The following is a 23,872-nucleotide window of genomic DNA, read 5'->3' as shown; positions in this document are numbered from 1 at the left end:
CTCGTGTCTGTTCATTGAATTATTCTTATAACCGATGAAACGACTGGGATAAAATTTGTAGAAATCTTTACCACTCTGAACAGCAATAAAGCAATTCCCTTTTTTGATTTTTTCCAAGGCATAATCAAATTCAGAGTCTAGTTTATTTTCGAGATACTTATCCATAGTGGCAATGTTAGCCATGATATCTTCTAGATTATTTATTCTTTCCATGAGAGAGAGCCTCCTAATTTTTTTTATTGTCATTGAGGAGCGTGATAGCATGAATTTCTTTACAAAATTTTTCCGCTCACGGGATAAGCCTCAAAATGTCTATCACTTCAGTGGTTGGCCATTTGTTTTCGGCAGGTCAGCCAGCAAGCAGATTGTCAATGAGTTTTCTGCCATGCAGACCACGGCAGTATATGCTTGCGTCAGAATCTTGGCTGAGTCCATTGCAGGACTACCACTTCATGTCTATGAGTACAAAGGGAAGGGCAAAGAGCGTGTGCCGCAGCATCCGTTATATTTCTTGCTCCATGACTCGCCAAATCCCGAAATGACTTCTTTTATATTTCGAGAGACAGCCATGATTCACCTGCTTTTATGGGGGAATTCCTACTCGCAGATAATTCGTGATGGCATGGGACGAGTGGTGGGGCTTTATCCGTTGTTGCCTAACCGCATGAGCGTTGACCGGGATGAGCATGGTGAGATTGTTTACACTTACACACCAATGTCGGACAGCAATCCCAAAATCAAAGGTGGCAGTCAGATAAAGCTGCGACGGCAGGATGTACTGCATATTCCGGGGCTGGGCTTTGATGGACTTGTCGGTTACTCTCCCATAGCCATGGCGCGTAACGCTGTGGGTATGACCTTGGCCTGTGAGGAGTACGGTTCGTCCTTCTTCGCCAATGGGGCAAGACCAGGGGGCGTGTTGAAGCATCCAGGAGTTCTCAAAGATCCATCAAAATTGCGAGAAAGCTGGCAAGCTGTCTATGGTGGCACAGCCAATACAGGCAAGGTAGTGGTCTTGGAGGAAGGTGTGGATTATCAGCAGATATCCATCCCGCCGGAAGAGGCGCAGTTCCTCGAAACTCGCAAGTTCCAGATTGACGAGATAGCACGGCTCTATCGAGTGCCGCCACATATGATTGGTGACCTTGAAAAGTCCAGCTTTAACAATATCGAGCAGCAGTCCTTGGAATATGTGAAGTACACCTTAAATCCGTGGGTGGTACGGTGGGAGCAATCCTTACAGAAAGCCCTGTTCAATCCTGCGGAACAGAAGCGATACTTCATCAAGTTCAACGTGGATGGGCTGATGCGAGGTGACTACCAGAGCCGTATGGCTGGTTATGCGGTCGGCAGACAGAACGGCTGGTTATCAGCCAACGATATCCGCGAGATGGAGAATATGAATCCTATCCCGGAGGAGGAAGGTGGAAATCTTTACTTAATCAATGGCAACCTGTGCAAATTAAAGGATGCTGGGATTTTCAGTAAACAGACTGGAGGTACAAATGAAAAAGCGTAAATTTTGGAACTGGGTGCGCGACTCCGATACAGGGGAGCGCACCCTTGTGTTAAACGGGCAGATTGCCGAGGACTCATGGTTTGGGGATGAAGTCACACCAGCCATCTTCCGAGATGAGCTGATGAAGGGAGAAGGAAACATCACGGTTTGGATTAACTCCCCAGGCGGCGATGTGTTTGCTGCAGCGCAAATTTACAACATGCTCATGGATTACAAGGGAAATGTAACTGTTCGCATAGACGGTCTGGCGGCTTCAGCAGCATCCATGATTGCCATGGCCGGAACCACCGTGGAGATGTCCCCTGTGGGCATGCTGATGATTCACAATCCCAGTACGGCAGTCATTGGCAACACCAAGGAAATGCAGGCGGCAATCCAGATGTTGGACGAGGTGAAGGAATCCATCCTCAATGCTTATGAACTGAAAACGGGGCAGCCCCGTCAACAGTTGTCCGACCTTATGAATGCGGAAAGCTGGATGAACGCCAAGAAGGCCGTGGAGCTAGGCTTTGCAGACAAGATTCTGTTCGCCAACGAGGATGAGGAAAAGCAGTCCGAGGGTGTTGAAGCCATGCTGTTTTCCCAGCGGGCAGTAACAAACTCCCTCATCGATAAAATCAAGGCGCAGTCGCTGAAATTCGTTAAGGCGGCTGTGCCGGACAACCGTGTATCTGCAGACGCTCTCAGGAGCCGTCTTAACTTACTTATTCACTGATTGGAGGAATTATTTATGGCAAATGTTATGGAACTTCGCAAGAAACGGGCACAGCTGTGGGAAGGTGCCAAGGCTTTTCTGGACAGTCACACGGATAAGGACGGCAAGCTTTCTGCCGAAGATGCTGCCGCCTATGACAAGATGGAGGCAGATGTGGTGGCTCTCGGCAAGGACATCGAGCGCATGGAACGTCAGATGGCGATTGATGCAGAACTTGCCAAGCCTACTTCCGAGCCGATTGTCAACAAGCCTGTCGCCAAGGTGCTGGAGAAAACGGGCAGGGCAACAGATGAATACCGCAAGGCTATGATCGCCGCCATCCGCAGCAACTTCCGCAACGTATCCAACGTACTGCAGGAAGGTGTTGATACCGATGGCGGTTATTTAGTGCCGGAGGAATACGACAGCCGCTTGATTGATGTGCTGAACGAGGAGTGCATTATGCGTAACCTCGGTACGAAAATCACTACCAGCGGTGAGCGCAAAATCAACATCGCCGCCACTAAGCCTGCCGCATCGTGGATTGAGGAAGGCGGTGCTCTCAGCTTTGGAGATGCCACCTTCGACCAGATTATCATGGATGCCTACAAGCTTCATGTGGCGATTAAGGTCACGGAGGAGCTTTTGTACGATTCTGCCTTTAATCTGGAAAGCTACATCATCCAGCAGTTTGGCAAGGCTATCGCCAATGCCGAGGAGGATGCCTTCCTCAACGGTGATGGCAACCACAAGCCCACCGGCCTTTTGACCACGGCTCAGACTGGCGTGACCACCAGCGGTGCATCTATCACGGCAGATGACCTTATCGAGCTGGTTTACAAACTCAAGCGCCCTTACCGCAAGAGTGCAGCTTTTATCGTCAACGACCAGACCTTGGCGGCAATCCGCAAGCTGAAGGATGCCAACCAGGCGTACATGTGGCAGCCTTCCTACCAGATGGGCGAGCCTGACCGTCTGTTGGGCTATCCGATTCACACTACACCTTTTATGCCTACGGCAGAGGCGGGGAAGACGGCGCTGGTGTTCGGTGATTACAGCTACTACAACATCGGTGACCGTGGCTCCCGTTCCATTCAGGAACTGCGTGAACTGTTTGCCGGAAACGGCATGATTGCCTTTGTTATGAAGGAACGTGTGGACGGCAAGTTGGTACTGCCGGAGGCCGTGCAGATGTTGAAAATCAAAGGTGCTGCTGGCAAGGGCTGATGTAAATATAGTGTGGGGAGATGCCTTGCTGGTGTCTCCCTGTTTTTATGGGAGTGATGGCTTATGATTGTTTCCTTGCCTAAAGCAAAAGAATATCTCCGTATTGACACGGATGCCGAAGATAAAATCGTTCGCAAACTCCTGCGGGCGGCAGAGCGTTTATGCATGGATGTGGCAAGGCTTGATGAGGACGAATTCAAAGCCTGCGGAGCTATAGCCAAGACGGCAGTGCTCTATACGGTCGGCTATCTTTATGAACACCGGGATGATGCTGACCATAAAAAACTTACCATAACACTCCGTTCCCTGCTGATGGGGATTCGCCGGGAGGGCTTCTGATGTATGTATCTCTGAACGAACTTAAGCAGCGGATAACGATTCTGCGTCCTGTTACCGAGCAGGATGCAGAGGGCAATCTGGTGGAACATGACAGGACAGAAGTGGCAACGGTCTGGGCAAAAGTTCTGCCTTATGCCGCCAAAATCTCCGATGGCTACGCTGAAGAAGTCAAAGAGGTGGACTACCGCATAGCAATTCGCTATCGAACAGACATCAAGGTGACGGATATTATCTGTTGGCAGGGCAAGACACTCCGGCAGACGGCTCCGCCATATGGCAAGGACGGCAGACGTCAGTGGCTTATTCTGGAATGCAGGGAGCTGGTGGAAGATGAGTAAAGGCTGGGTCAATACGCAGAAGCTTCTGGAGGAAATGGGGGAAGGGGTGCTGGAGGCAGGCAAGAAAGCTCTCGCCGAAGGTGCAGAAATGGTGGTACAGGAAGCCAAGAACCGCTGTCCGGTTTATAAGGGCAGTGACCATCGCGTAGTACCGGGGGCGCTCCGGGATTCCATCCGGGCTGTTAAGAAGAAATGCGGTGCAGAGTATAAAATCACTGCCGATGCCGAAACGCAGGACGGTCTGAAATATGGCAGGCTGGTGGAGTTCAGCCCGCGCATCAACAAGCCTTTTATGTATCCGGCTATGGATGCCCAGCGTGAAGCGGTGAAGGATAGAATCGTGGAAGCGGTCAAGGCAGCAGTGAGGAGGACGAAATGAGTATTGCGGAAACTGTATATCGTGGCCTTATGGCAGATACCAAGTTGGTAAGGATGCTCCATCGTGACTGCCGGGGCAGGTGTATCTATCATGGTCGCAGTCCGGATGCCGGGAGCTACCCTATATTGGTGTATTCTGTGATTTCGGATGTTCCGGCTCTTTCGGCAGATGGAGCAGAACTGGAACGCCGGGTGACGGTGCGCATTCATGTGCTGACCAAAGATGGTGTAGCAGACAGCATCACCGACCGGGTAAATGCAGTGATGTGTTCCCTCGGTTTTGTTCGCGCCCAGTCGTTGGAGATGGCTGAGCGCAATTTTTTTGTAAACGTAATCGACTATAGGATTGGAGTGGAAAGCTAATGGCAGAACCAAAGAATACGGCAACTCTTGCCAGCAACCTTATGAGCGGGCAGTTCATCAACGTACAGAAACTGCATATTGCAAAAATGCTGACGGATGAACCAAATGGCACGGCTACTTATGAAACGCCTATAAACTTAGGGCGTATTCTTCGCAAGGTGGATATCAAGCCCAAGACTAGTCAGGCAGAACTGTACGCCGATGGGCAGAGCATTGACAGCGTGACGGGAACAGCCTCTTACGATTTGACCTTTGATACGGCAGCCCTGCCGTTGGAGTACATTGCTTATCTCTTCGGCCACAAGATGGAAAATGGTGTGATGGTGGCAGGCAAAGACGATGTGGCTCCTTTCTTTGCCGTCATGTTTCAGTCGGACAAGCGAAACGGCAAAAAACGCTATACCAAATTCTACAAGGTACAGTTTACTGAGCCTTCGGAGACTGGCAGCACCAAGGAAGAAAATATTGCCTACGCAACGCCGACTATCACCGCCAAGGCCATCTACCGTCTGTCGGATGGCCTGTCCTATACCAAGGCCGATGAGGAGTCTGGCTTTACGGAGGCGGCTGACTGGTATGCAAGTGTTTGAGGAGGACTGAGAAGAGATGGATAATCCCAAGATTGTCATAGATGGCAAAACTTATACGCCAAAATCTCCCAAGATGAAGGTTTGGCGTGAGTTCCTGGCTTTCTTTGATGAAGACAAGCAGGATATGGCTTTGGAAGAATACCTTGACCGCAATGTGGATCTGATTGTTTTGGCCTTCGGGCAGAAGGAAATCACCAAGGAATCTATAGATGAGAATATGGAAGTTGCAGACATTGTGCCACTGGTGCGTGAAATCTTCCTGTGGCTGCAGTCGCTGACCTTCTCGAAACTGGTGAAAATCCCAAACGGGGAAACGGAGTCGGCAACATCGAGCTGACTCCGTACCAGACACTTTTAAGATACTACGAACGATTGCAGTCAGCTTACGGCTGGACGGTACAAGAGGTGGATGAAACGGATGCAGGTATACTGCTCGACCAATTGCTGGTGACATCCATGGTCAAAGAGGCTGGCAGTCAGAAATTTATTGAGGATGTGATGTAATGGCCAAGGGGCAGAAAATAGACGAACTGTATATTTCACTGGGCTTGGACATTGCCCGTCTGCAGCTGGATTTCGACACGGCAGGAAGAACGGTCAGCCAGACCATGGCACGGCTTAACAGTGAGAGCAAACAGCTCACATTGAAAACGGACATCGACCTCACCAAGCTGGAAGGCGCCGGCAAGGAACTCGACCAACTGAAAATCAAGTACCAGGCCATCAATCAGCAGTTGGATATTCAGCGACAAAAGGAACAAATCCTTGCAACTGTGGTAAAAGATGCTCACAAGACCAGTGGCGAGGATAGCGGTCTTACCAGACAGGCAGAAACCAATCTCCTGAAACAGCAGAAAGCCATCGCCCAGATGGAAGCTGAAATGCGCAGGCTGAATATACAGATTAAGGCAGCAGGAGGTAATGCCACTACATTTGGTCAGCGGATGTCAGCCAGTATTGGACAGGCCAAGGCAGGGCTTGGGAGTCTTTCCGGCGGTTTTAATCTGCTCAGTGCCAAGATGGCGGCAGTGCTTGCCATTGCCACTACGGGAGCTGGACTGTTCAATATTACCCAAAGTGCCATGGAAAGTGGCGAAAGTCTCTATAAACTCACCCAAAGGCTGCATACTTCAAGTGCCGAGGCGGCAAAACTGAACCGTGTATTTGCTATGGTGGGTGTGAATGTCCAGTCTATTACGCCGTTGATGGCAAGGCTGGACAAGCAGATACTCTCGGCAGGTGAGAGTGGCAACTCGACCACTCAGTCCTTAATCAGATTTGGTGTATCGCTGACAAATGGCAGTGGTGCTTTGAAGTCTATGAGCGATCAGCTGGGGGAACTTGCCAGGGGGTACCGCACGGCGGCAGATGCCGGAGAGGAAGAAGCCTATGTGGCCGAAGTCCTCGGTGCAAGAGGAGCAGGGCTGGTGCCTGTTCTTGAACAGTACACCGAGCTGATGGAAATCTCCTCCCATATCAAGACCACGGGGCTTTTAGACCCGGAGCAGGCACACAAGACCTACCTCAAGTGGAAGGAAATGGAGATGGAGGCAGGTCAGCTGAAAACCGCCTTCGGTGCAGCCTTGCTTCCAGTAGCTGAAGAATTGATGCCGGACATCATTGAAGGCTTCAAGGGGCTTATCGATTCCATCCGTACAAATAAGGACGATATCAAAGAATTGGCGGTCACAGTCGGTGAGTTTGCTAAAACGTCAGTCGACCTTTTAGGTGGTGTGGCAGATGCGCTGGAAGCCATCGGCATCAATGCCAAAACTACACAGGAGGCACTCAGCAACGTTGGAACTTATGCTCGTCATGGTGGTGTAGGTACAACGGTGCAGGGCGCACTAGTGGGGGCTGGCGTGGGCTTTATGGTTGGTGGCCCGGTTGGTGCCGGCATTGGCGCAGGTGTGGGTGCGCTTGGTACCTATGAACTTGCCACGCACACCGACAAGTTCAAGGAATGGCAAGCCGAGGATGAAGCTCTCAAGGAAGAAAAGAAAGCTGCCCGTGAAGCCGAAGAAGCCATCCGCAAGAATAGTGAAGCCAAACGGGAAAATGCCCGCGCCTCAAGACAAGCGGCACTGGCGGCAGAGAAAATGAGTCAGGCTAATGCCGAATTGAAGGAAGCTATGGCCAATCTTAGCCGTAGCGACCTGGAAAAATCTCTGGCGGGTATTAACAAGGAAATAGAGAAGTTTCAGCAGGCAGGGGCAAGCCAAGGGCTCATTGATGAGTACAAAGCCGCCAAACAGGCACAAATCTATGAAGACTTTCAGCACAATGTCGTAGATAAGACGCAGGAAATCTATCGCTCGGATTTAGCCAATCAGCTGGCCAATATTGACCGTGAAGCTGAAGCCTATCGGAAGAAGGGATTGGACGAGGTCAGTGCTACTCAGTGGGCTGCAGCCAGCAAGGCAAAAGTCCGTCAGCAGTTTGAAAATGAGGTGGCTTCCCGTATAGATTCCATCTGGCAGGACAGTCTCCGCAACAGGCTGGATGAAATCGAACGGGAGAAAAAGGCCTGGCAGCAAAAAGGTGTAGACGAGGTTAAAGCTACTCGGTGGGCAGAAAAAGCCAAAGCCGATGCCAGACGTGATGCCGCGCTGGAAACCTTGCGCTCACAGAAGGAAGAACTGGAGGCATTCCGACATGGTGGCAAGATTGGGCTGTTAAAGAAACTTCGTGAAGAAGCCGGTCTGACCGCTGAAGATTTACGTTTTACTCCGGCAGAACTGGAAAAATTTCAGGCGGCAAGAAAAGAAGCAGCAGATAATCTTCTGCCGCAGTTTGCCGTCAATCCTCACTGGGAGCAGGATGTAGGACGGCAGGACATGGCAGACACTCTGGCACAAATTCGCGCCAGCTTTCAGGGAACACCAGAGCAACTGGCAAGGCTGGATGGAATCAGCATAACCGCTGAAAGTGCGGACCGGCTGGCAGGGGCCATCAGCGACAATATGGCAGGGGCAATGGAACGGCTCAATCAGCCCAAAACCATGGGGGAAGGAAATCAAACCATCAATCATGCACCAACTGTAAATGTCTCGGTGAACATCGACACTGCCGTTACTCAGGACAGCGAAAGCATGAGCCGTCTTGCTGACCAGGTGGCAGATAGAATAACGCCTGCCGTAGAGCAGGCATTGGGGAGTGGTGAACTTGCATATTGAGATTGACGGACATCGCTCATTATCTGTGGAGGGCTGGAAAGTTCTGCCGGATGATCGCCAACAGACAATGGAAGTCCTCGGTGGCACGGTGGTGCAGGACTTCGGTCATTTGGAGAGCGGTGACAAGTACAGCTGTACAGCGAACTTTCTGCTGTCAGATTGGCAAGAAATAAAGAAGTTATGGAATAACCGCACCCCTGTAAGCGTCAAGGATGAGGCAGGCATTATCCATACGAAGCTGCGTGTGGTGGTGAAGGGCTACAGCTATGTCAGCCACTTCCCACGCTGCTATAAAGTGAATCTGGAATTTTGGAGGGTTTAACAAATGGCAAATCAGTTGCATATCTATACAAACAATCCCACGGCAGGAAAGACAGACGGCACGGAGGCTTCAAGCGGTACGGGACTTACTCCCATTTCCGTCACCTTAGATGCCAGCAAGGCAGAATCGGCGGCGGTGAAATGCGCTGTCAGATGTGATGAGGGTTACAAGATTGATGGTGGGGTGACGGTCAGTCTGAAGGGCACGAGTTCAGCCAAGTGGAAATTGGCAAAAGATGGTGATTTTGCCGATAGTAAAGCGGCTTTAGATGGTGCAATTTGGCAAGATAAAATCGCCCTTACGGATGTAGCGGATGGCAACGTTATCTTCTGGGCCAAGGCCATGAGTTCGGAGGATGAACCGCCGCAGAAGGATACCAGCGTCAGCATTGAAGCTGTGGGAAAGGTCGTGGTTGTGTGAGTTTCAAGTATATGAATCCCGGTTTTGCCGAGTGGTTGAATACTAACGCCGGCACAACCGTCAACAGCTATGAGTACAATCGCTATGGTGGTGTATCGTTTTGGAACAAGCAGAACAAGGCTGATGTGGAACTGCCGGAGGCACCAGGCAAACATTTATACATCAAGGCGTCCTTTTGGATTAGCGACCAAGGCGGTGACAGGGGATATTTTGAAATCAGTTCTGCCAACAAAGATGGCTCTGGAGGCACCGGCTTTGGAGGGCGCAGAGGTTATGGAAAAGATTGGGATATATACTGGTACGGTGACGGTTCGCCCAATACGTTGTCAAAAGTTAGTTGCATAAGATACGGGAAGATGAACGATATCCTGATTCATATTACTACAGATACCACCGGTGCAGCTAAAATGACCTTGACGCTGAACGGTACAGTCATCTATGACAATTTAAACTGGGACATTGGCCTGCACGGCTATGTGAAACTTAGAAGCGAGGTTTCGGATTTGCTGCTGTCCAATATCATTATTTCCGACCAGCCTATTGACATCAAGGAGCGGGTTGTACCACTGGCGATTAAAACCACAGAAACAGACCTGCCTGTTGATGATGACGGCAACTATATAACCTCCGAGCCGGACAAGATCGTGATTTACACATTGGATACCAGCGATGTTATCGAGCGTTTGGGTGATGATTTTCAGATAACGGGCATGGGCTTTGCCTGCGTTCCCGGATATTCCACCGGGGATGCGGTGACGAAGATTACAGGCTTTCGCCGAGACCAACAGGGAGAAAATGAACTGGGGAGCGTCAGCCTTTCCTCGGAAAAGAACGGCAAAGCAGTGTTGGGAACGGCCATAGATATGTCACTGGCTGATTTGCAGACTAGTCAGTTCGGCATAAAGACGGGAGCATGATATGGCAGATGAAGTACAAAATGAAGCCTGTATCGGCCAGATGCAATTTGCCGCCACAATAAGGATTAAAGGGCAGGTTGTCATCAAGCCGCAGTATGTTTGCCTTTCGCTGTTGGAACATGGCAGAGCTGCTCATTTGGGCAAGGCCGCTTTCTGCATAACGACAAAATTTCCAGGACAGGCGATATTCTCCGATGGCATAGCGTGTATTTCCATACTGGAACCTGTTGAACGACAGGTGGCGGTGTTGGCAGATACCTTGCGTCTACTGGGAGAAGAATGCCAGACAGTAATTGGGCTTGAGCGGAATGTGGTGTGCTCGGAAACAGCATCTGTGCCAACTTGTTGCGAATTGACAGTTGAAAATTCTGTAACAGCAGATGCCCAACGAAACGTGGCAGTAGACGGAATACTGACCATCAAAACCAAGCGCAACATAACCTGTAGTGATATTGCCTTAGCAGATACAGCACGGCAAGTCATTTCTACTTTGCAGGGGGTTAGCATCGGTACGCTCCGTGAAACCTATGCTGATGAGATTGTTGTAGCTGATGGTATCCGCAACTTGTCGCGGAATAATTCTCTTGCAGCAGATGCAGAGCGAAATTTGCAGGCATTGCAGGCTACATCCGCAGATATGGAGCGGTGTGTTTCAAAAAACGAATCAGCTGTGCTGAATATTCCAAGGTTGCTGGTCAAGACTGAAACTGCCATTGCCACGACTGAGCGCACCGTAAATTCGCCGCTACAGGCAGCAACCGCAGATACAGCAAGGCAGGTTGCTTTCATATCCAAAGCAGAAGCCATGACCGAGCGCGATTTGTCCAAATGGGAAGTTGCCCATGGAGATACAGTTTCAATCTTGCCGTACCATTTTGCCATAGATGCCAATAAGGGTACTGGTGGCGATGGTATAGACGATATTCCGCAACAGAATATTTCCGGTATCCAGTCGGTAACGCTCGCTCTCAACGAACGGACGCTTGCCGATACCTTTCAAATGGTGACGGCCAGTCCGTTAGATATTGAAGCGGCTGTGCAAGGCAAATTATTGGACTTCGACTGCGATTTTCAGGTGGAGGAAACCAGTCAGCAGGGCATCTTGCAGACGGTAAAAGGGATGTACCCCTTGGACCGCCTGCTTTATATGCCCATCAATATTGAGGTAGTGGAGGCTGACTGTTCCTACTATACCCGCCAAATCGCCGATGTCTTAGGGTTGCAGCTCGACCTGCGTATCGAAGATTTCACGCCATCGCAGGATTACAGTTTGTCGGGCATGACCTATCAGGATTTTATCTCATCGCTCTTTTCCTGGACCAGCCGTCTACCTCAGCGACAAATCAATGTCTTTATCCGTGGCAGAACGCTGCATATTATTCAGCGTGGCCATGAGGGGCAGGTGACGGACATCACCGACTGGCCCCATACCATGCCAACTATAAGCCGAAAACTTATCCGCTCGGTTTGGGATAGTGCCACCACGGAGGGCTGGGACAAGGCAAAGAGCGATAAGGATTATGAGCCACAGCCCTTCACTGGCACTATCGGCATTGAGGGGATTACCCGTCACTATCTTAACGGACTACTTATGGAGGAAGAAACAAATGGCAGCTTTACGGAATATTCCTATGATGATCAGTACCTTACGGAAAAGCGAACGCATAACCCGGACGGCTCTACGGTGCAGACCACATATACATATGCCAAGACGGCTAATGACATTTACCTTTTCAAAGAAACGGAGAAAACCACGGACGCAACACAAAAAGAGGGTGAAACGTCCCATGACCGCAACGATTGGACGGACTGGTTCAACGAGAATTTCTCCACGAGGATAACTTACCATGCCCCCATTGGCTACGGCTGGTATTCCACAATGGTATATGAAGATGGAGAGTTTCAGGGAAGTTCCATCTCGCAGGGCAAGCCCGGAGGCAAATCCAGTCAGTTTACCATCAACGAGTGGAACCGGAGTCTGGGGAGCGACTATGATTTTGATGATGACGAAGATGACAAATTCAAGGGACAGGCGCTTTTCGATACGGAATTTCCCGTGACAGGAGATGATTTCCTACGGGAGCTTACCCATGAGATTGAGTGGCTGAACCGTAAGCGGCAGGAAGAAGTCAGTCTGGATATCGTAAGCCCGGTAATAAAAGGGCATGCAACGATACGGCATATTCTGGATTTTACGGAACGCATCAGGCTGGACGATAAGGAGTATTTTCTGGTGAGCAATCAGGTGAAGCTCACAACCAGAAGTCTGCGACAGAGCATTAGACTGGTGAGGTGGTACGGATGAACGGGGTAGATGGTCTGGCAAGAGCAGTCAGAAGAGTGGCCAATTCCCATAAAGGCATGGGGCAGGCGCAGAGGGGCATTATCCAAGGAGATAAAGTGTGCATCGGTAACCGAGCCTATCCCTTTACGGCGGCAGTGGAATGTCATACGGAAACGGGGAGTGCCGTTTGGGTGCAGCTGACGAAAACTGGTCGCGCTGTTATCGTAGGAGCGTGATGAAATGCAGCGGGCAATAGTAACAGCGGTGAACGGCAGCCGCATTTGCGCCAATGGTAGGTGGCTGACAGCAATAGGCAACAAATCATTTCATCCCGGTGATGTTGTCTGGACAGACGGCAGATGTATCTATGGTAACAGTTTTGAGGCTGGGGGGGCTGCTCCTATTATCAGCCCTAGTGAGTCCTATGTACCGCTTCTAATGTGGGACGGCACAAGAGCGGTTTATCATAAGGGAAAGATAACAAAGTATGCGAAAGGACAGCAACATACGCTGATGGCGAGCCGTGGGAGTTCATTTACATTTGCCGATGGCAAGATTCTGGATTTGCATTTGGATGAGCAAGGTAATCAATATGCATTACAAGGGGGTGAATATAGGTATCATGACATTGGCGATGGCGAGAGCTTCGAAGACCAGCTCGGTCAGCCTGGCGTTGCCATAAATGGGCAGATGGAATATTCCATAGACCTGAGTGGTTACAGCAACTTTTGCTATGATTACGCTTACGAGGAGGCAACCGTCATTGAAACGCCTCTTTCAGGTGTAGACGATGTAATAAACAAGGTATATTTGAACTCGTGTACTTTAGTCAACGGCTGGTATGAATCAGAAGATTCCTATTGCTATCTATTGGACTGTTATGCGAAAGGATTTCATATTGATGCTATAAATTACCGGGGAGAAGGAGAAGCTGACTGGGGATTCTTTATTGACTTTGATTCTTACCTGTGGGTGATGGTGACCCCCAAGAGCATTCAGCCGTTGTGGGCAATGACGATAAGGGAGGTTGATGAGGACAATGAAATCCATATCGAGCGTTCCAGATACCGGATTTATGCAGGCATTTTTACATTGCCACTCCCGGACGGATATTACATCGAAGGTACTAAGGCGGTGCCGGAGAATATAGACGCACAATCTTATTGGCAGGATAAGTTTTTAGGTAAGCTGTATTCACCGCAAAAGACTCTGATTTGTGAGTCGCATTTTTTTATGAATAAGCCGATAAGGCTGGGTCGAGTAAAAAATGGGGTGTGGTTGATGACATCAGGTGAGGAGCTTTATCTCTTGAAGGGGGGCAAGCAGAAGCTGTTATCAGGCGATGTGCGTAACAGCCGTTTGCATACCATGAAGAATCGAATTAAGTGGATGAAGGGGGAATGATTTATGGATGCTTTTTTAGATATCAGATGTTGGGCAGCAGGAGCCGGAGCGGCTTTGGGGGAGTATCTTGGATCCTTTGACAGCTTACTCTACGCATTGGTGGCATTCATCGTGACGGACTACATCACCGGAGTGCTCTGCGCCATAGTGGAGAAACGGCTCTCCAGCAGCGTGGGCTTCAAGGGCATCTGTCAGAAGGTCTGCATCATGGCCTTGGTGGGCGTGGCCAACGTACTGGATGTCCATATGGTCGGCGGTGGCTGTGTCCTGCGGACGGCGGTTATATTCTTCTACTGTGCCAATGAGGGGATTTCCATCATCGAGAATGCAGCCCGGATTGGACTGCCAGTGCCGGATAAGCTGACGGAGGTCATGAAGCAGCTCAAGAACAAGTGAATATCGGATAGGTTATTGCCTAGTGGGAGAAATCCTGCTGGGCTTATTTTTTTTCTATAGCCGGAAATTTTGATGTTTTACCACGGATATGAGGTGAAGGGATACTTGCTTTGCAGGAATTGCCCTTCACATCGAGAGCGGTTCAATGCCGCAGATAATAAATTCATTCCTATATGGAGGTAGACATCATGCCGCAGGATTTGGTGAAGGTAATCGAGGGACAAGTAGTGGTAGATAGCCGTGAAGTTGCTAAGAACTTCGGTAAGGCACACGGAGATGTATTGAAGAGCGTGGATGTTTTAGTGAGGGAAAATTCCCTTACTAAAAATATGTTCTATGAGGACAGCCGTGAATATCGTGGACAGCAGTTCCGTTATTTCGTTATGAACCGTGATGGTTTCAGTCTGCTTGTGATGGGATTTACGGGCAGTAAGGCGCTCGAGTGGAAAATCAAATATATACAGGCATTCAATGCCATGGAGAAAGCTTTGACCGAGCGCAATATGCAGGGGCTTAAGGCATCAACCACGCCTGCTGGAGATGCACTGGAGGATGCTGTCAAGGCCAAGGAAGCCATCCTAAAACTCGTGACCGGCATTAAGGATGGCATGGCAACGTTGCAAGCTCTTGAATATGCGGAACGTTTGCACGGCATCAGTATGGAGCCGCTCCGTGGACTCCTGCCAGCAGCAGAGCATAAAATTGCCAGCTTCAATCCGACTCAGCTGGGAGCGCATATTGGTCTTAAAGCCCAGGCGGTAAATAAGCTGTTGGCTGAGCGTGGCTGGCAGAAACGCGAAGGCAAGGTTTGGCGGCTGACCGAGATTGGCAAGGCTTATGGCGAAGAACTGCCGTTCAAACGCAACGGACACAGCGACTATCGTATCCTGTGGAATGAAGACGCTTTATTGGAACTGGTGGCAAATGCGGAGGTCAAGTAATGACAGAAAAACAGCAAGAAAACATCAAGGCTCTGAGACAGTCTGGGCTGGGGTATAAGAAGATAGCAGCAGCTCTGTCTTTATCGGAGAACACCGTCAAGTCATACTGCATCAGAAAAAATTTGAAGTCAGGGAACAGCCAGCACGTCTGTCTTCAGTGCCATAAAGCCATCGAGCAACCTTTGGGGAATACGAAAAAGAAGTTCTGCTCTGATGCCTGCCGCATTAAATGGTGGAATCATCACACAGAAGTGATGAAGGCCAATGCGGTTTGTGCACATTGTGGTAAACCCTTCCACGGCAGGGCTGGCAGGAAGTACTGTTCCCATGCCTGCTACATTGCAGAAAGGTTTGGTGAAGCTAATGTCTCATGATTTGCTAATTCAGGAGACCAAGTACCAGACAGCAATGCAGATGTTTAGAACCTGGCTGGAACAAGGCATTATCACGCAGGCAGATTATGCCAAGGCCGAGCAGCTGATGCGCGAAAAATATCATCCGCTGCTCGGCACATTATTCTTTGACATTGCGTTGACTTAAGCTGACGGCAGAGTGATATATAGTATGGAAAGGAGGGCACGGTTATGAAGAAAATAGAGCGGATAGAGCCGAAGGTTCCGCAGATTAAGCGGAAAAAGAAGGTAGCAGCTTATGCACGTGTTTCAGTGGAAACCGACCGGCTGAGCCATTCTTTGTCGGCACAGGTTAGCTATTACAGCCAGCTTATACAGAAAAATCCTGAGTGGGAATACGCAGGAGTATATGCCGACAGCTTCATATCTGGTACTAGCATCAAGAACAGGACGGAGTTTCAGCGACTGATTGCTGACTGCGAGGCTGGTAAGGTAAATCTTATCCTGACCAAATCAATAAGCCGTTTCGCAAGAAACACAGTTGACCTGCTGTCAACGGTACGGAGACTTAAGACCATCGGCGTGGAGGTTCGGTTCGAGAAGGAAAATATCAGCTCCACGAGTTCGTCTGGCGAAATCATGTTGTCCATTTTGGCCAGTTTTGCCCAAGAGGAGAGCATCAATATTTCAAACAACACGAAATGGGGGACAAGAAAACGTTTCGAGCAAGGTATTCCAAACGGACGCTTTAGAATCTACGGCTACCGTTGGGAAGGCGACCAGCTGGTCGTGGTGCCAGAAGAAGCCGCCATTGTGAAGCGCATCTTTCAGAATTTCCTTGACGGTAAATCACGGTTGGAAACGGAACGGGAGTTTGCTGCCGAGGGGATTACCACCAGAGCAGGATGCCGCTGGGTGGATTCCAACATCAGGACAGTATTATCGAATATAAACTACACGGGTAACATATTATTACAGAAGGAATACATCGAAAGTCCCATCACCCACAAAAGAAAGAAGAATCGCGGAGAACTTCCACAATATTTGGTGGAGAATACCCATGAAGCCATCATCGCCAAAGAAATCTTTGATTATGTCCAGCAGGAGATGGCACGGCGGCAGAAACTTGGTGCCATAGCCAATAAGTCCATACCTACCACCTGTTTTACCAGCAAGCTGGAGTGCGGCTTGTGCCATCGGCATTATGTTCACACTATGAAATACAGCCCTAACGGCTATCGGCAGGAATATTGGATATGCTCTTCCAAGAAAGATGGTAAGACAAAATGTAGCAGCAGTTTTTTGCCACAGCGTATTTTGGAAAGGGTCTGTGCTGAAGCAATAGGGCTGGCAGAGTTTGACGAGGATGGGTTCCTGCAAAGCATTGAGAAGATTATCGTGGCAGGGCATCATGAATTGGAATTTCATTTTTACGATGGCAGAGTAGTACTGAAACATTGGATATCGAATCTCAAAAAGGAATCTTGGACAGAAGAACGCCGGAGGGCAAAGTCGAAGGAAATGAAATATAATCCACCCAATGGACATTGTCTGAGCGGTAAGGTTCGTTGTGGCAAATGTGGGGAGACCTTCGCCAGACAAACGGCGCATCCATATAAAGATGGAACTCAGGCAATAAAGTGGCGATGCCGTGGAAGGAAGAATGGCTGTGATGCCGATACCATTGATGAGGAAATTCTAAAGTCCATTTATATGGAGATTTCCGGCTGTACCGAATTCAACGAGGACAGGATGGCGGCAGACATTGACCATATAACAGTAGTGTCCAATAGCGAGATGGTTTTCCACTTTGCCGATGGCAGGGAAATTTCTCATGGATGGCAGAAGCTGGTGCGTCCTCGTCCCAAGCATTCTGCGGAGTATAAGGAACATATGCGAATGCTCATGAAGGCACAATGGACTGATGGACGGCGGCAACATATGAGTGAAATCATGAAAACTATGCGGAAGGAGGAGATCTACCGATGGCAAAAATAGTAACGACCATACCAGCAACCATCAGTAAATTCACGGCGGCACCTATTGACAGCAAGGTCAAGCGGAAGGTGGCGGGCTACGCCCGTGTCAGCACCGACCATGAAGACCAGGTATCCAGTTACACCGCTCAGGTGGACTACTACACCAAGTACATCAAGGAGCGGGAAGATTGGGAGTTTGCCGGGATGTACACGGATGAGGGAGTGACGGGCACATCCACCAAAAAGCGTGAGGGCTTCACCCGTATGATAAAGGATGCCCTTGATGGGAAAATCCAACTTATTATTACGAAATCCGTTAGTCGTTTTGCGAGAAACACCGTTGACTGTCTGACTACTATAAGAAAACTGAAGGCCGCTGGGGTTGAGGTGTACTTCGAAAAAGAGGGTATCTGGACATTGGATTCTGCCGGCGAACTGCTAATAACCGTGCTCTCGTCAATAAGCCAAGAAGAAGCCCGGAGCATATCGGAGAATACCACATGGGGGCATCGGAAGCGGTTCGCTGATGGCAAGGTCAGCGTGCCCTTTAAGCGGTTTCTTGGCTACGACAGGGGCGAGGATGGGAATCTGGTCATCAACCCGGAGCAAGCCAAGACAGTGAAGCTTATCTACAAGTTGTTTCTTACTGGGCTGTCCTATAAGGCAATCTGCAGGGAACTGATGGCGAGGGGCATAAAATCCCCGGCTGGCAAAGATAACTGGAATGCAGGAGCGGTGAAGAGTATCCTTACCAACGAGAAGATGAAGGGTGATGCCTTGCTCCAAAAGCAGTTCACCGTGGACTTCCTCACCAAGAAACACAAGAAGAATGAAGGGGAGATTCCGCAGTACTATGTGACGGGCAACCATGAAGCTATCATTCCCCCAGCCACCTTCGACTTGGTGCAGGCGGAGATTGAGCGGCGTAAGGCTGGCAAGCGGTATAGCGGCGTGACCATTTTTTCCAACAGAATCAAGTGCGGCGAGTGTGGACATTGGTATGGTTCCAAGGTCTGGCACAGCAACGATAAGTATCGGCGGGTGATATACCAGTGCAATCATAAGTTTGATGGAGAAAAGAAATGCTCCACGCCCCATCTAGTGGAAGAAGAAATAAAGACAGCCTTCATCAAGGCGGTGAACAAATTGCTGAAGGGTAGGAATGACATGCTAGAAAATATCCGGCTAGTAAAGGAGCAGATATGTGTTACGGCTGACCTTGAAGCCGAAAGCCAGCGGCTGATGAGGGAGTTGCAGGTGCTATCGGACATGGTGCAGAGCTGCATCAATGAAAATGCCCGCATTGCCCAAGATCAGACGGACTACCAGAAACGCTACGATGAACTGGTCAGCCGTTACGATGCCGTCAAAGCAAAATACGATGCGGCAGAACAAGGCATCAAGAAAAGGAGAGCCAAGGCCGAGCGGCTGGATGCTTTTGCTAAGGCAGTTAAAGCGCAGGATACGGTGGTGACGGCATTTGACGAAGGTCTGTGGGGGACGCTGGTGGACTTCATGATCGTTTACAGCAAGGAGGACATAGGCGTAACATTCAAGGATGGGACAGAAATTCGAATACGGTAAGAAGTGGCACGGGCAAAGGGCTCGTGCCCTTTTTGAATATTTGCAGGAGCATATGATTGATGGTAAAATTATAAAAGAGTAAGATTTTGAGAGGGTCATTCCTACAGGTGTGGTCATGCTACGATATACGGAAGTAGAGTTAAGCCCATATGAGATTCCAGGTGAGCGTTCGTTGAATATCTACATATCAGGATGCTTGAATCATTGCCCTGATTGTCATTATCCAGAACTGCAATGCCCTGATTTTGGTGAGGAGCTTACCAGATATATTGCGAATATTGTTTCTTTATATGAAAGATTTGCTACTTGTATTACGTTCATGGGTGAAGGTTCCTGTACAGATGAGGAAAAGGCTGAACTATGTGGGTATGCGAAAAAGATTCATGAAAGAGGGATGAAGGCAGCACTCTATTGTGGCAGAGATACAGAAATTGAGTCATGGATGGAAAATTTTGACTATGTTAAAATCGGTAGTTATCAAGCGAAGAAGGGAACTCTGACACAGAAATCCACCAACCAAAGACTGTATAAACAATCTCAGGGAGAATGGACGGATATTACATCTGTATTTTGGTAGTGCGGTATAAAGGAGACATTGTAAGTGAAGACAGCAATAGTTTACGATTCGAGAACACATACAACAGAGAAGGCCGCAGGCTTTATTGCAGAAGGGCTGAATTCGGTGGCTGATATTGAGGTGAAGTGCTTCAGTATCGATGAGGCCGATTTTGATTATATCCATCAAGCCAATATGGTGATATTGGGCTCTCCAACCTACATGGCTTCTGTTACGGCGAAAATGAAGAGCTGGCTGGAGAGCAATGCTGGCAAGCTGAAGTTGGCGGGGAAACTTGGTGGTGCTTATGCTACGGAGCAGTATATCCATGGTGGTGCGGAAAATGCCATCCAGGAAATGTTGGTCTTTATGATGGTCATGGGCATGATGACATACTCTGGCGGCTCTGCCTGTGGAAAGCCCGTAATTCATCTTGGACCGGTAGGCATGAGTCAGGACATTGAAAGCTTTAAGGAGTTGTTTGTAACCTATGGGCAGCGGATGGGCGAGCAGTTGCTTAAGATACGATGAGGCGTTCGAACAGGCTGAAGCAAGCAATATCAAGGGCGTTTGGGTACAGTCAAACGGCTTGCAACCCCCACATTTAGGGGTATGTGATTGTATCAATTTTATACAAAGGTTGGATCCGTGCATGGGGTCTGGTTCTTTGCTGCTGCATGCCCGCAGCTATATCCATGAGGATTGCCGCAATGGCATCCAGTTCTACGGGCAGGAAATCTCTCATACGACCTACAACTTGGCGCGCATGAATATGATTCTGCATAATGTGCCGTTCCAATATCAGCATTTCCGTAATGGCGATACCCTGGGGGCTGACTGGCCGACGGAGGAGCCGACAAACTATGATGCTACCGTGATGAATCCTCCCTATAGCCAGCATTGGAGTGCGGCGGCAGGCTTTTTGACTGACCCGCGGTTCCAGCGGTATGAGAAGCTCGCGCCGAAGTCCAAGGCGGATTTTGCCTTCCTGCTTCATGGCTTTTATCATCTGAAGGAAAACGGCACCATGGGCATTATCCTGCCTCATGGTGTATTGTTCCGCGGGGCAGCGGAGGGGACAATCCGCAAGCATCTGCTGGAAGATGGCAATATTTACGCCGTTATCGGCCTGCCTGCGGGGATTTTCTTCAGCACGGGCATACCGACCTGCATTATCGTGCTGAAAAAGAATCATCAGAGCCGCGATGTGCTCTTTATTGACGCGTCAAAGGAGTTCCGCAAGGAAAAGGCGCAGAACTTTATGGATGCGGAGCACATTGACAAAATTATGGCGGCTTATAATGAGCGCAAGGATGTGGACAAGTTTGCCCATCTGGCTACCTTTGAAGAAATCAAGGAAAATGATTACAACCTCAATATCCCCCGCTATGTGGATACCAGCGAACCCGAGCCGGAAGTTGACCTCAAAGCCGTCTGCGCCAATTTGCAGGGAATTGATGCCGAAATCAATGCGGCTAATAATGAACTGATGGCCATGCTGAATGATTTGACCAGTGATAATGCAGAAGCAAAAGCGGCATTGGCAGAACTGGGCAAAATCATACAGGGGGTGTGAAAATGAGCACACCTAAAGTTAGATTTAAGGGATTTACGGATGATTGGGAACAGCGGAAGCTAGGGGATGTTATTGACGACTTAAAAAGTGGTCTTTCACGAGAATTACAATTGGATGATATAGGTATACCTGTTGTTAGAGCAAATAATGTAGATGATAATAAACTTGATATGAAGAGTGAGGTAAAATATTGGTATAAGGATGACCCACAAGGGGCGAATACTAGTAACTATTTGATTCACAAGGATGATATACTGATTAATTTTATCAATTCAGAAGCAAAAATGGGGACAGCTGCTATTGTAGAAGATGAGCCTTTGCGAGATACAATATACACCACAAACATTTTAAGGTTAAGAACCAATGAAGAATTACATCCATATTTTTTCTTGATGGAAACCAATTTAGCGGAATATAAATCGTTCATAAAAGCTATAACTAAACCAGCAGTTAATCAGGCTAGTTTTACAACAGTTGATTATAAAAAGTATGATATTAAGATACCAAATTATAAGGAACAAGCGAGGATAGGAGGCTTTTTCAAGAAGCTTGAAAATCTTATCACATCGTATCAGCGAAAGTGTGATGAACTGCAAAAAGTAAAGAAGTATATGCTTCAAAAAATATTTCCGAAAAAAGGAGAAAAAGTTCCAGAGATTCGCTTTGCTGGATTTACTGGCGATTGGGAACCGCGAAAGTTGTTTGATTGTCTTGATAGTATAATCGATTTTAGAGGAAGAACTCCTAAAAAATTAGGTATGGAATGGAGTGAAGATGGATATTTGGCTTTATCCGCTTTGAATGTAAAAGATGGGTTCATAGACTTTGCACAAGATGTTCATTATGGCAATCAAGATTTATATGACAAGTGGATGACTGGAAAAGAATTACATAAGGGACAAGTCTTATTTACCACCGAAGCGCCGATGGGGAATGTAGCTCAAGTACCAGATGAGAGGAAATATATTCTTAGTCAAAGAACGATTGCATTTGAAGTAAAAGACGATATTATAACTGAAAATTTTTTGGCAGTGATTCTTCGTTCTCCAAATGTTGTAGATGATTTGAATGCTTTAGCAAGTGGAGGAACGGCCAAAGGGGTAAGTCAAAAGTCGCTTGAAAAAGTATCATTTTTTATGCCTAGCAATATAGAAGAGCAAACTAAAATAGCAGATACGTTTTCTAACCTCGACAACCTTATCGCCCTTCATCAGCGTAAGCATGATACCCTTAAAGAAATCAAGAAATATATGTTGCAAAATATGTTTCCTAAGAAATAAAGGCGTTGGGGGTTAATCGGTATGAATGAAATCGAGAAGGTATCGCAGGATATTTACGGCGAAATCAGACGAAGCATAATTCATGTGCAGCATAAGGTACAGCAGACTGTAAATGCTGGCATGGTGCAGATATATTGGGAAGTTGGTCAGCAGTTGGATAAGGCCTGTGATGGCAAGCAGGCAGAGTATGGCAAAGGTGTATTGCAACAGGTTTCGGAGAAATTAACGGCTGAATTTGGGAAGGCCTACTCTATTAGAAATTTGCAGATGATGCGGCAGTTTTATCTGGCTTTTCCAAATGCGAACACACTGTGTTCGCATTTGAGCTGGTCGCATTATAGACTGCTGATGAGAGTGAATAATATTGAGGCAAGGACATACTATGAGAAGGAATGTGCCGCCTCACGTTGGAGCGTAAGGGAGTTGGAAAGACAAATTTCAACCCTTGCATATCAGCGAACATTGTCGATACAAAAAGAAGACCAAAATCTGCCACAAGTGGCTTCAAAAGAAGAATCCGATGTGGCATATACAGATTTTATTCGTGACCCGTATGTATTGGAATTTCTCAATTTGAAATCTACGCCAAACTTTCATGAAAAGGATATAGAACAGGGAATCATCGAACACTTAAAAGAATTCCTCCTTGAGTTGGGACGTGGGTTTTCATTTGTTGCCCGCCAGAAGCATATAGACCTGGATGGTGACCATTTCTATATCGATTTGGTGTTCTATAATTATATATTAAAGTGTTTTGTTCTTATTGACTTGAAGTTAGGTAAGGTAAAACATCAGGATATGGGGCAAATGCAGATGTATGTCAATTACTATAAGCGCAATATGAAAATTGACGGAGATAATGACCCTATCGGTATTGTTTTGTGTGCAGAGAAAAATGAAGCGGTAATTAAATATACTTTAGGGGATGACAGCAACACGCAGATATACGCTTCCAAGTATTTGTCGTATATGCCGACTGAGGAAGAATTGAAAAAGGAGTTGCATTTGCAGGAGCTTCCGCTAGTGGAAGAAGACTGAGTTTTCGGTAGCAAGGTGCTTTTTGAAAAAGAAAAGGGAGTTCTGATGTCGCGGTTATCGTGACATCGGAACTCCCTTTATGTTATAATATCCGTGGTGCTATCACACAGGAAGCGGTTAGCCCTCTGCGGAGGGACTGTGACCCTCCGATTACATAGAAATCCCTTTCGGGAAATATGTATAAGGAGGGATGTCTGG

28 protein-coding genes are annotated in these 23,872 nt (G+C 48.2%); 27 read left to right on the top strand and 1 reads right to left on the bottom strand.

Going from position 1 to position 23,872, the window contains the following annotated elements:
* On the bottom strand, positions 1-213 hold a 213-nt coding region (locus tag FZ041_RS08480; protein ID WP_222931148.1), incomplete at its 3' end, for a hypothetical protein.
* 49 nt (positions 214-262) lie between these two features.
* On the opposite strand from FZ041_RS08480, the gene FZ041_RS08475 reads away from it, so the two are divergent.
* From FZ041_RS08475 to FZ041_RS08350, 27 genes are all read left to right on the top strand, one after another.
* Entirely contained in the window at positions 263-1,519 is a 1,257-nt protein-coding gene (locus FZ041_RS08475) for a phage portal protein (protein WP_149189268.1), read from the top strand.
* Positions 1,506-2,234: a head maturation protease, ClpP-related gene (locus FZ041_RS08470; RefSeq protein WP_149189267.1), complete on the top strand. Its 729-nt coding sequence runs from the start codon at positions 1,506-1,508 to the stop codon at positions 2,232-2,234. The genes FZ041_RS08475 and FZ041_RS08470 overlap by 14 nt, the downstream gene beginning before the upstream one ends.
* Before the next feature lie 15 nt (positions 2,235-2,249).
* Positions 2,250-3,440, top strand: a complete 1,191-nt coding sequence (locus tag FZ041_RS08465; RefSeq protein WP_149189266.1) for a phage major capsid protein — start codon at positions 2,250-2,252, stop codon at positions 3,438-3,440.
* 63 nt (positions 3,441-3,503) lie between these two features.
* Positions 3,504-3,779, top strand: coding sequence for a head-tail connector protein (locus tag FZ041_RS08460; protein WP_149189265.1), 276 nt, complete (start codon positions 3,504-3,506; stop codon positions 3,777-3,779).
* The gene (locus FZ041_RS08455; protein ID WP_149189264.1) at positions 3,779-4,117 is read left to right on the top strand and encodes a phage head closure protein; all 339 of its coding nucleotides are present in this window, start codon (positions 3,779-3,781) and stop codon (positions 4,115-4,117) included. The genes FZ041_RS08460 and FZ041_RS08455 overlap by 1 nt, the downstream gene beginning before the upstream one ends.
* The gene (locus FZ041_RS08450) at positions 4,110-4,496 is read left to right on the top strand and encodes an HK97-gp10 family putative phage morphogenesis protein (protein WP_149189263.1); all 387 of its coding nucleotides are present in this window, start codon (positions 4,110-4,112) and stop codon (positions 4,494-4,496) included. The genes FZ041_RS08455 and FZ041_RS08450 overlap by 8 nt, the downstream gene beginning before the upstream one ends.
* Complete coding sequence (gene gp17, locus FZ041_RS08445) at positions 4,493-4,858, top strand: tail completion protein gp17 (RefSeq protein ID WP_149189262.1); 366 nt, start codon at positions 4,493-4,495, stop codon at positions 4,856-4,858. Before FZ041_RS08450 ends, gp17 begins: the two co-directional genes overlap by 4 nt.
* Positions 4,858-5,448 carry a major tail protein gene (locus FZ041_RS08440; protein WP_149189261.1) on the top strand — a complete coding sequence of 197 codons (591 nt, stop codon included), beginning with the start codon at positions 4,858-4,860 and terminating at the stop codon, positions 5,446-5,448. Before gp17 ends, FZ041_RS08440 begins: the two co-directional genes overlap by 1 nt.
* Before the next feature lie 16 nt (positions 5,449-5,464).
* Positions 5,465-5,785 carry a phage tail assembly chaperone G gene (gpG, locus tag FZ041_RS08435; RefSeq protein WP_149189260.1) on the top strand — a complete coding sequence of 107 codons (321 nt, stop codon included), beginning with the start codon at positions 5,465-5,467 and terminating at the stop codon, positions 5,783-5,785.
* Between the two features lie 166 nt (positions 5,786-5,951).
* The gene (locus FZ041_RS08430; RefSeq protein ID WP_149189259.1) at positions 5,952-8,624 is read left to right on the top strand and encodes a coiled-coil domain-containing protein; all 2,673 of its coding nucleotides are present in this window, start codon (positions 5,952-5,954) and stop codon (positions 8,622-8,624) included.
* Positions 8,608-8,946 (top strand): phosphoribosylformylglycinamidine cyclo-ligase, encoded by a 339-nt coding sequence (locus FZ041_RS08425; protein WP_369407320.1) that lies wholly within the window; start codon positions 8,608-8,610, stop codon positions 8,944-8,946. The genes FZ041_RS08430 and FZ041_RS08425 overlap by 17 nt, the downstream gene beginning before the upstream one ends.
* A 3-nt stretch (positions 8,947-8,949) precedes the next feature.
* Positions 8,950-9,366: a hypothetical protein gene (locus FZ041_RS08420; protein ID WP_149189257.1), complete on the top strand. Its 417-nt coding sequence runs from the start codon at positions 8,950-8,952 to the stop codon at positions 9,364-9,366.
* A complete protein-coding gene (locus tag FZ041_RS08415) occupies positions 9,363-10,283 on the top strand; it encodes a hypothetical protein (RefSeq protein WP_149189256.1) in 921 nt (306 codons plus the stop codon). Before FZ041_RS08420 ends, FZ041_RS08415 begins: the two co-directional genes overlap by 4 nt.
* A gap of 1 nt (position 10,284) precedes the next feature.
* Positions 10,285-12,588 carry a hypothetical protein gene (locus tag FZ041_RS08410; protein ID WP_149189255.1) on the top strand — a complete coding sequence of 768 codons (2,304 nt, stop codon included), beginning with the start codon at positions 10,285-10,287 and terminating at the stop codon, positions 12,586-12,588.
* Entirely contained in the window at positions 12,585-12,803 is a 219-nt protein-coding gene (locus FZ041_RS08405) for a hypothetical protein (RefSeq protein ID WP_149189254.1), read from the top strand. The genes FZ041_RS08410 and FZ041_RS08405 overlap by 4 nt, the downstream gene beginning before the upstream one ends.
* A 4-nt stretch (positions 12,804-12,807) precedes the next feature.
* Entirely contained in the window at positions 12,808-13,971 is a 1,164-nt protein-coding gene (locus FZ041_RS08400) for a hypothetical protein (RefSeq protein ID WP_149189253.1), read from the top strand.
* A gap of 3 nt (positions 13,972-13,974) precedes the next feature.
* On the top strand, positions 13,975-14,367 hold the full coding sequence (locus FZ041_RS08395; RefSeq protein ID WP_149189252.1) for a phage holin family protein: 393 nt from the start codon (positions 13,975-13,977) through the stop codon (positions 14,365-14,367).
* A 188-nt stretch (positions 14,368-14,555) separates the two neighbouring features.
* Entirely contained in the window at positions 14,556-15,308 is a 753-nt protein-coding gene (locus FZ041_RS08390) for a Rha family transcriptional regulator (protein WP_149189251.1), read from the top strand.
* On the top strand, positions 15,308-15,682 hold the full coding sequence (locus FZ041_RS08385) for a helix-turn-helix domain-containing protein (RefSeq protein ID WP_149189250.1): 375 nt from the start codon (positions 15,308-15,310) through the stop codon (positions 15,680-15,682). Before FZ041_RS08390 ends, FZ041_RS08385 begins: the two co-directional genes overlap by 1 nt.
* A gap of 34 nt (positions 15,683-15,716) precedes the next feature.
* Positions 15,717-15,848, top strand: coding sequence for an SHOCT domain-containing protein (locus tag FZ041_RS14815; RefSeq protein ID WP_255449315.1), 132 nt, complete (start codon positions 15,717-15,719; stop codon positions 15,846-15,848).
* 44 nt (positions 15,849-15,892) lie between these two features.
* Positions 15,893-17,659: a recombinase family protein gene (locus tag FZ041_RS08380; RefSeq protein WP_149189249.1), complete on the top strand. Its 1,767-nt coding sequence runs from the start codon at positions 15,893-15,895 to the stop codon at positions 17,657-17,659.
* Positions 17,647-19,224: a recombinase family protein gene (locus FZ041_RS08375; protein ID WP_149189248.1), complete on the top strand. Its 1,578-nt coding sequence runs from the start codon at positions 17,647-17,649 to the stop codon at positions 19,222-19,224. Before FZ041_RS08380 ends, FZ041_RS08375 begins: the two co-directional genes overlap by 13 nt.
* Before the next feature lie 172 nt (positions 19,225-19,396).
* On the top strand, positions 19,397-19,801 hold the full coding sequence (locus tag FZ041_RS08370) for a hypothetical protein (RefSeq protein WP_149189247.1): 405 nt from the start codon (positions 19,397-19,399) through the stop codon (positions 19,799-19,801).
* Positions 19,802-19,825: 24 nt separating this feature from the next.
* Positions 19,826-20,311, top strand: a complete 486-nt coding sequence (locus FZ041_RS08365) for a flavodoxin family protein (protein WP_149189246.1) — start codon at positions 19,826-19,828, stop codon at positions 20,309-20,311.
* Positions 20,312-20,432: 121 nt separating this feature from the next.
* Positions 20,433-21,356, top strand: a complete 924-nt coding sequence (locus FZ041_RS08360; RefSeq protein WP_255449314.1) for a type I restriction-modification system subunit M — start codon at positions 20,433-20,435, stop codon at positions 21,354-21,356.
* A 2-nt stretch (positions 21,357-21,358) separates the two neighbouring features.
* Complete coding sequence (locus FZ041_RS08355) at positions 21,359-22,636, top strand: restriction endonuclease subunit S (RefSeq protein ID WP_149189245.1); 1,278 nt, start codon at positions 21,359-21,361, stop codon at positions 22,634-22,636.
* Between the two features lie 21 nt (positions 22,637-22,657).
* Complete coding sequence (locus tag FZ041_RS08350; protein WP_149189244.1) at positions 22,658-23,674, top strand: PDDEXK nuclease domain-containing protein; 1,017 nt, start codon at positions 22,658-22,660, stop codon at positions 23,672-23,674.
* The last annotated feature ends 198 nt before the right edge of the window (positions 23,675-23,872 follow it).

This window comes from Pseudoselenomonas caprae, assembly GCF_008271345.1.
Taxonomy (GTDB): Bacteria; Bacillota; Negativicutes; order Selenomonadales; family Selenomonadaceae; genus Selenomonas_A; species Selenomonas_A caprae.
The sequence above is the reverse complement of the archived record's forward strand: the minus strand, read 5'-3'. Positions and strand labels throughout refer to the sequence as shown.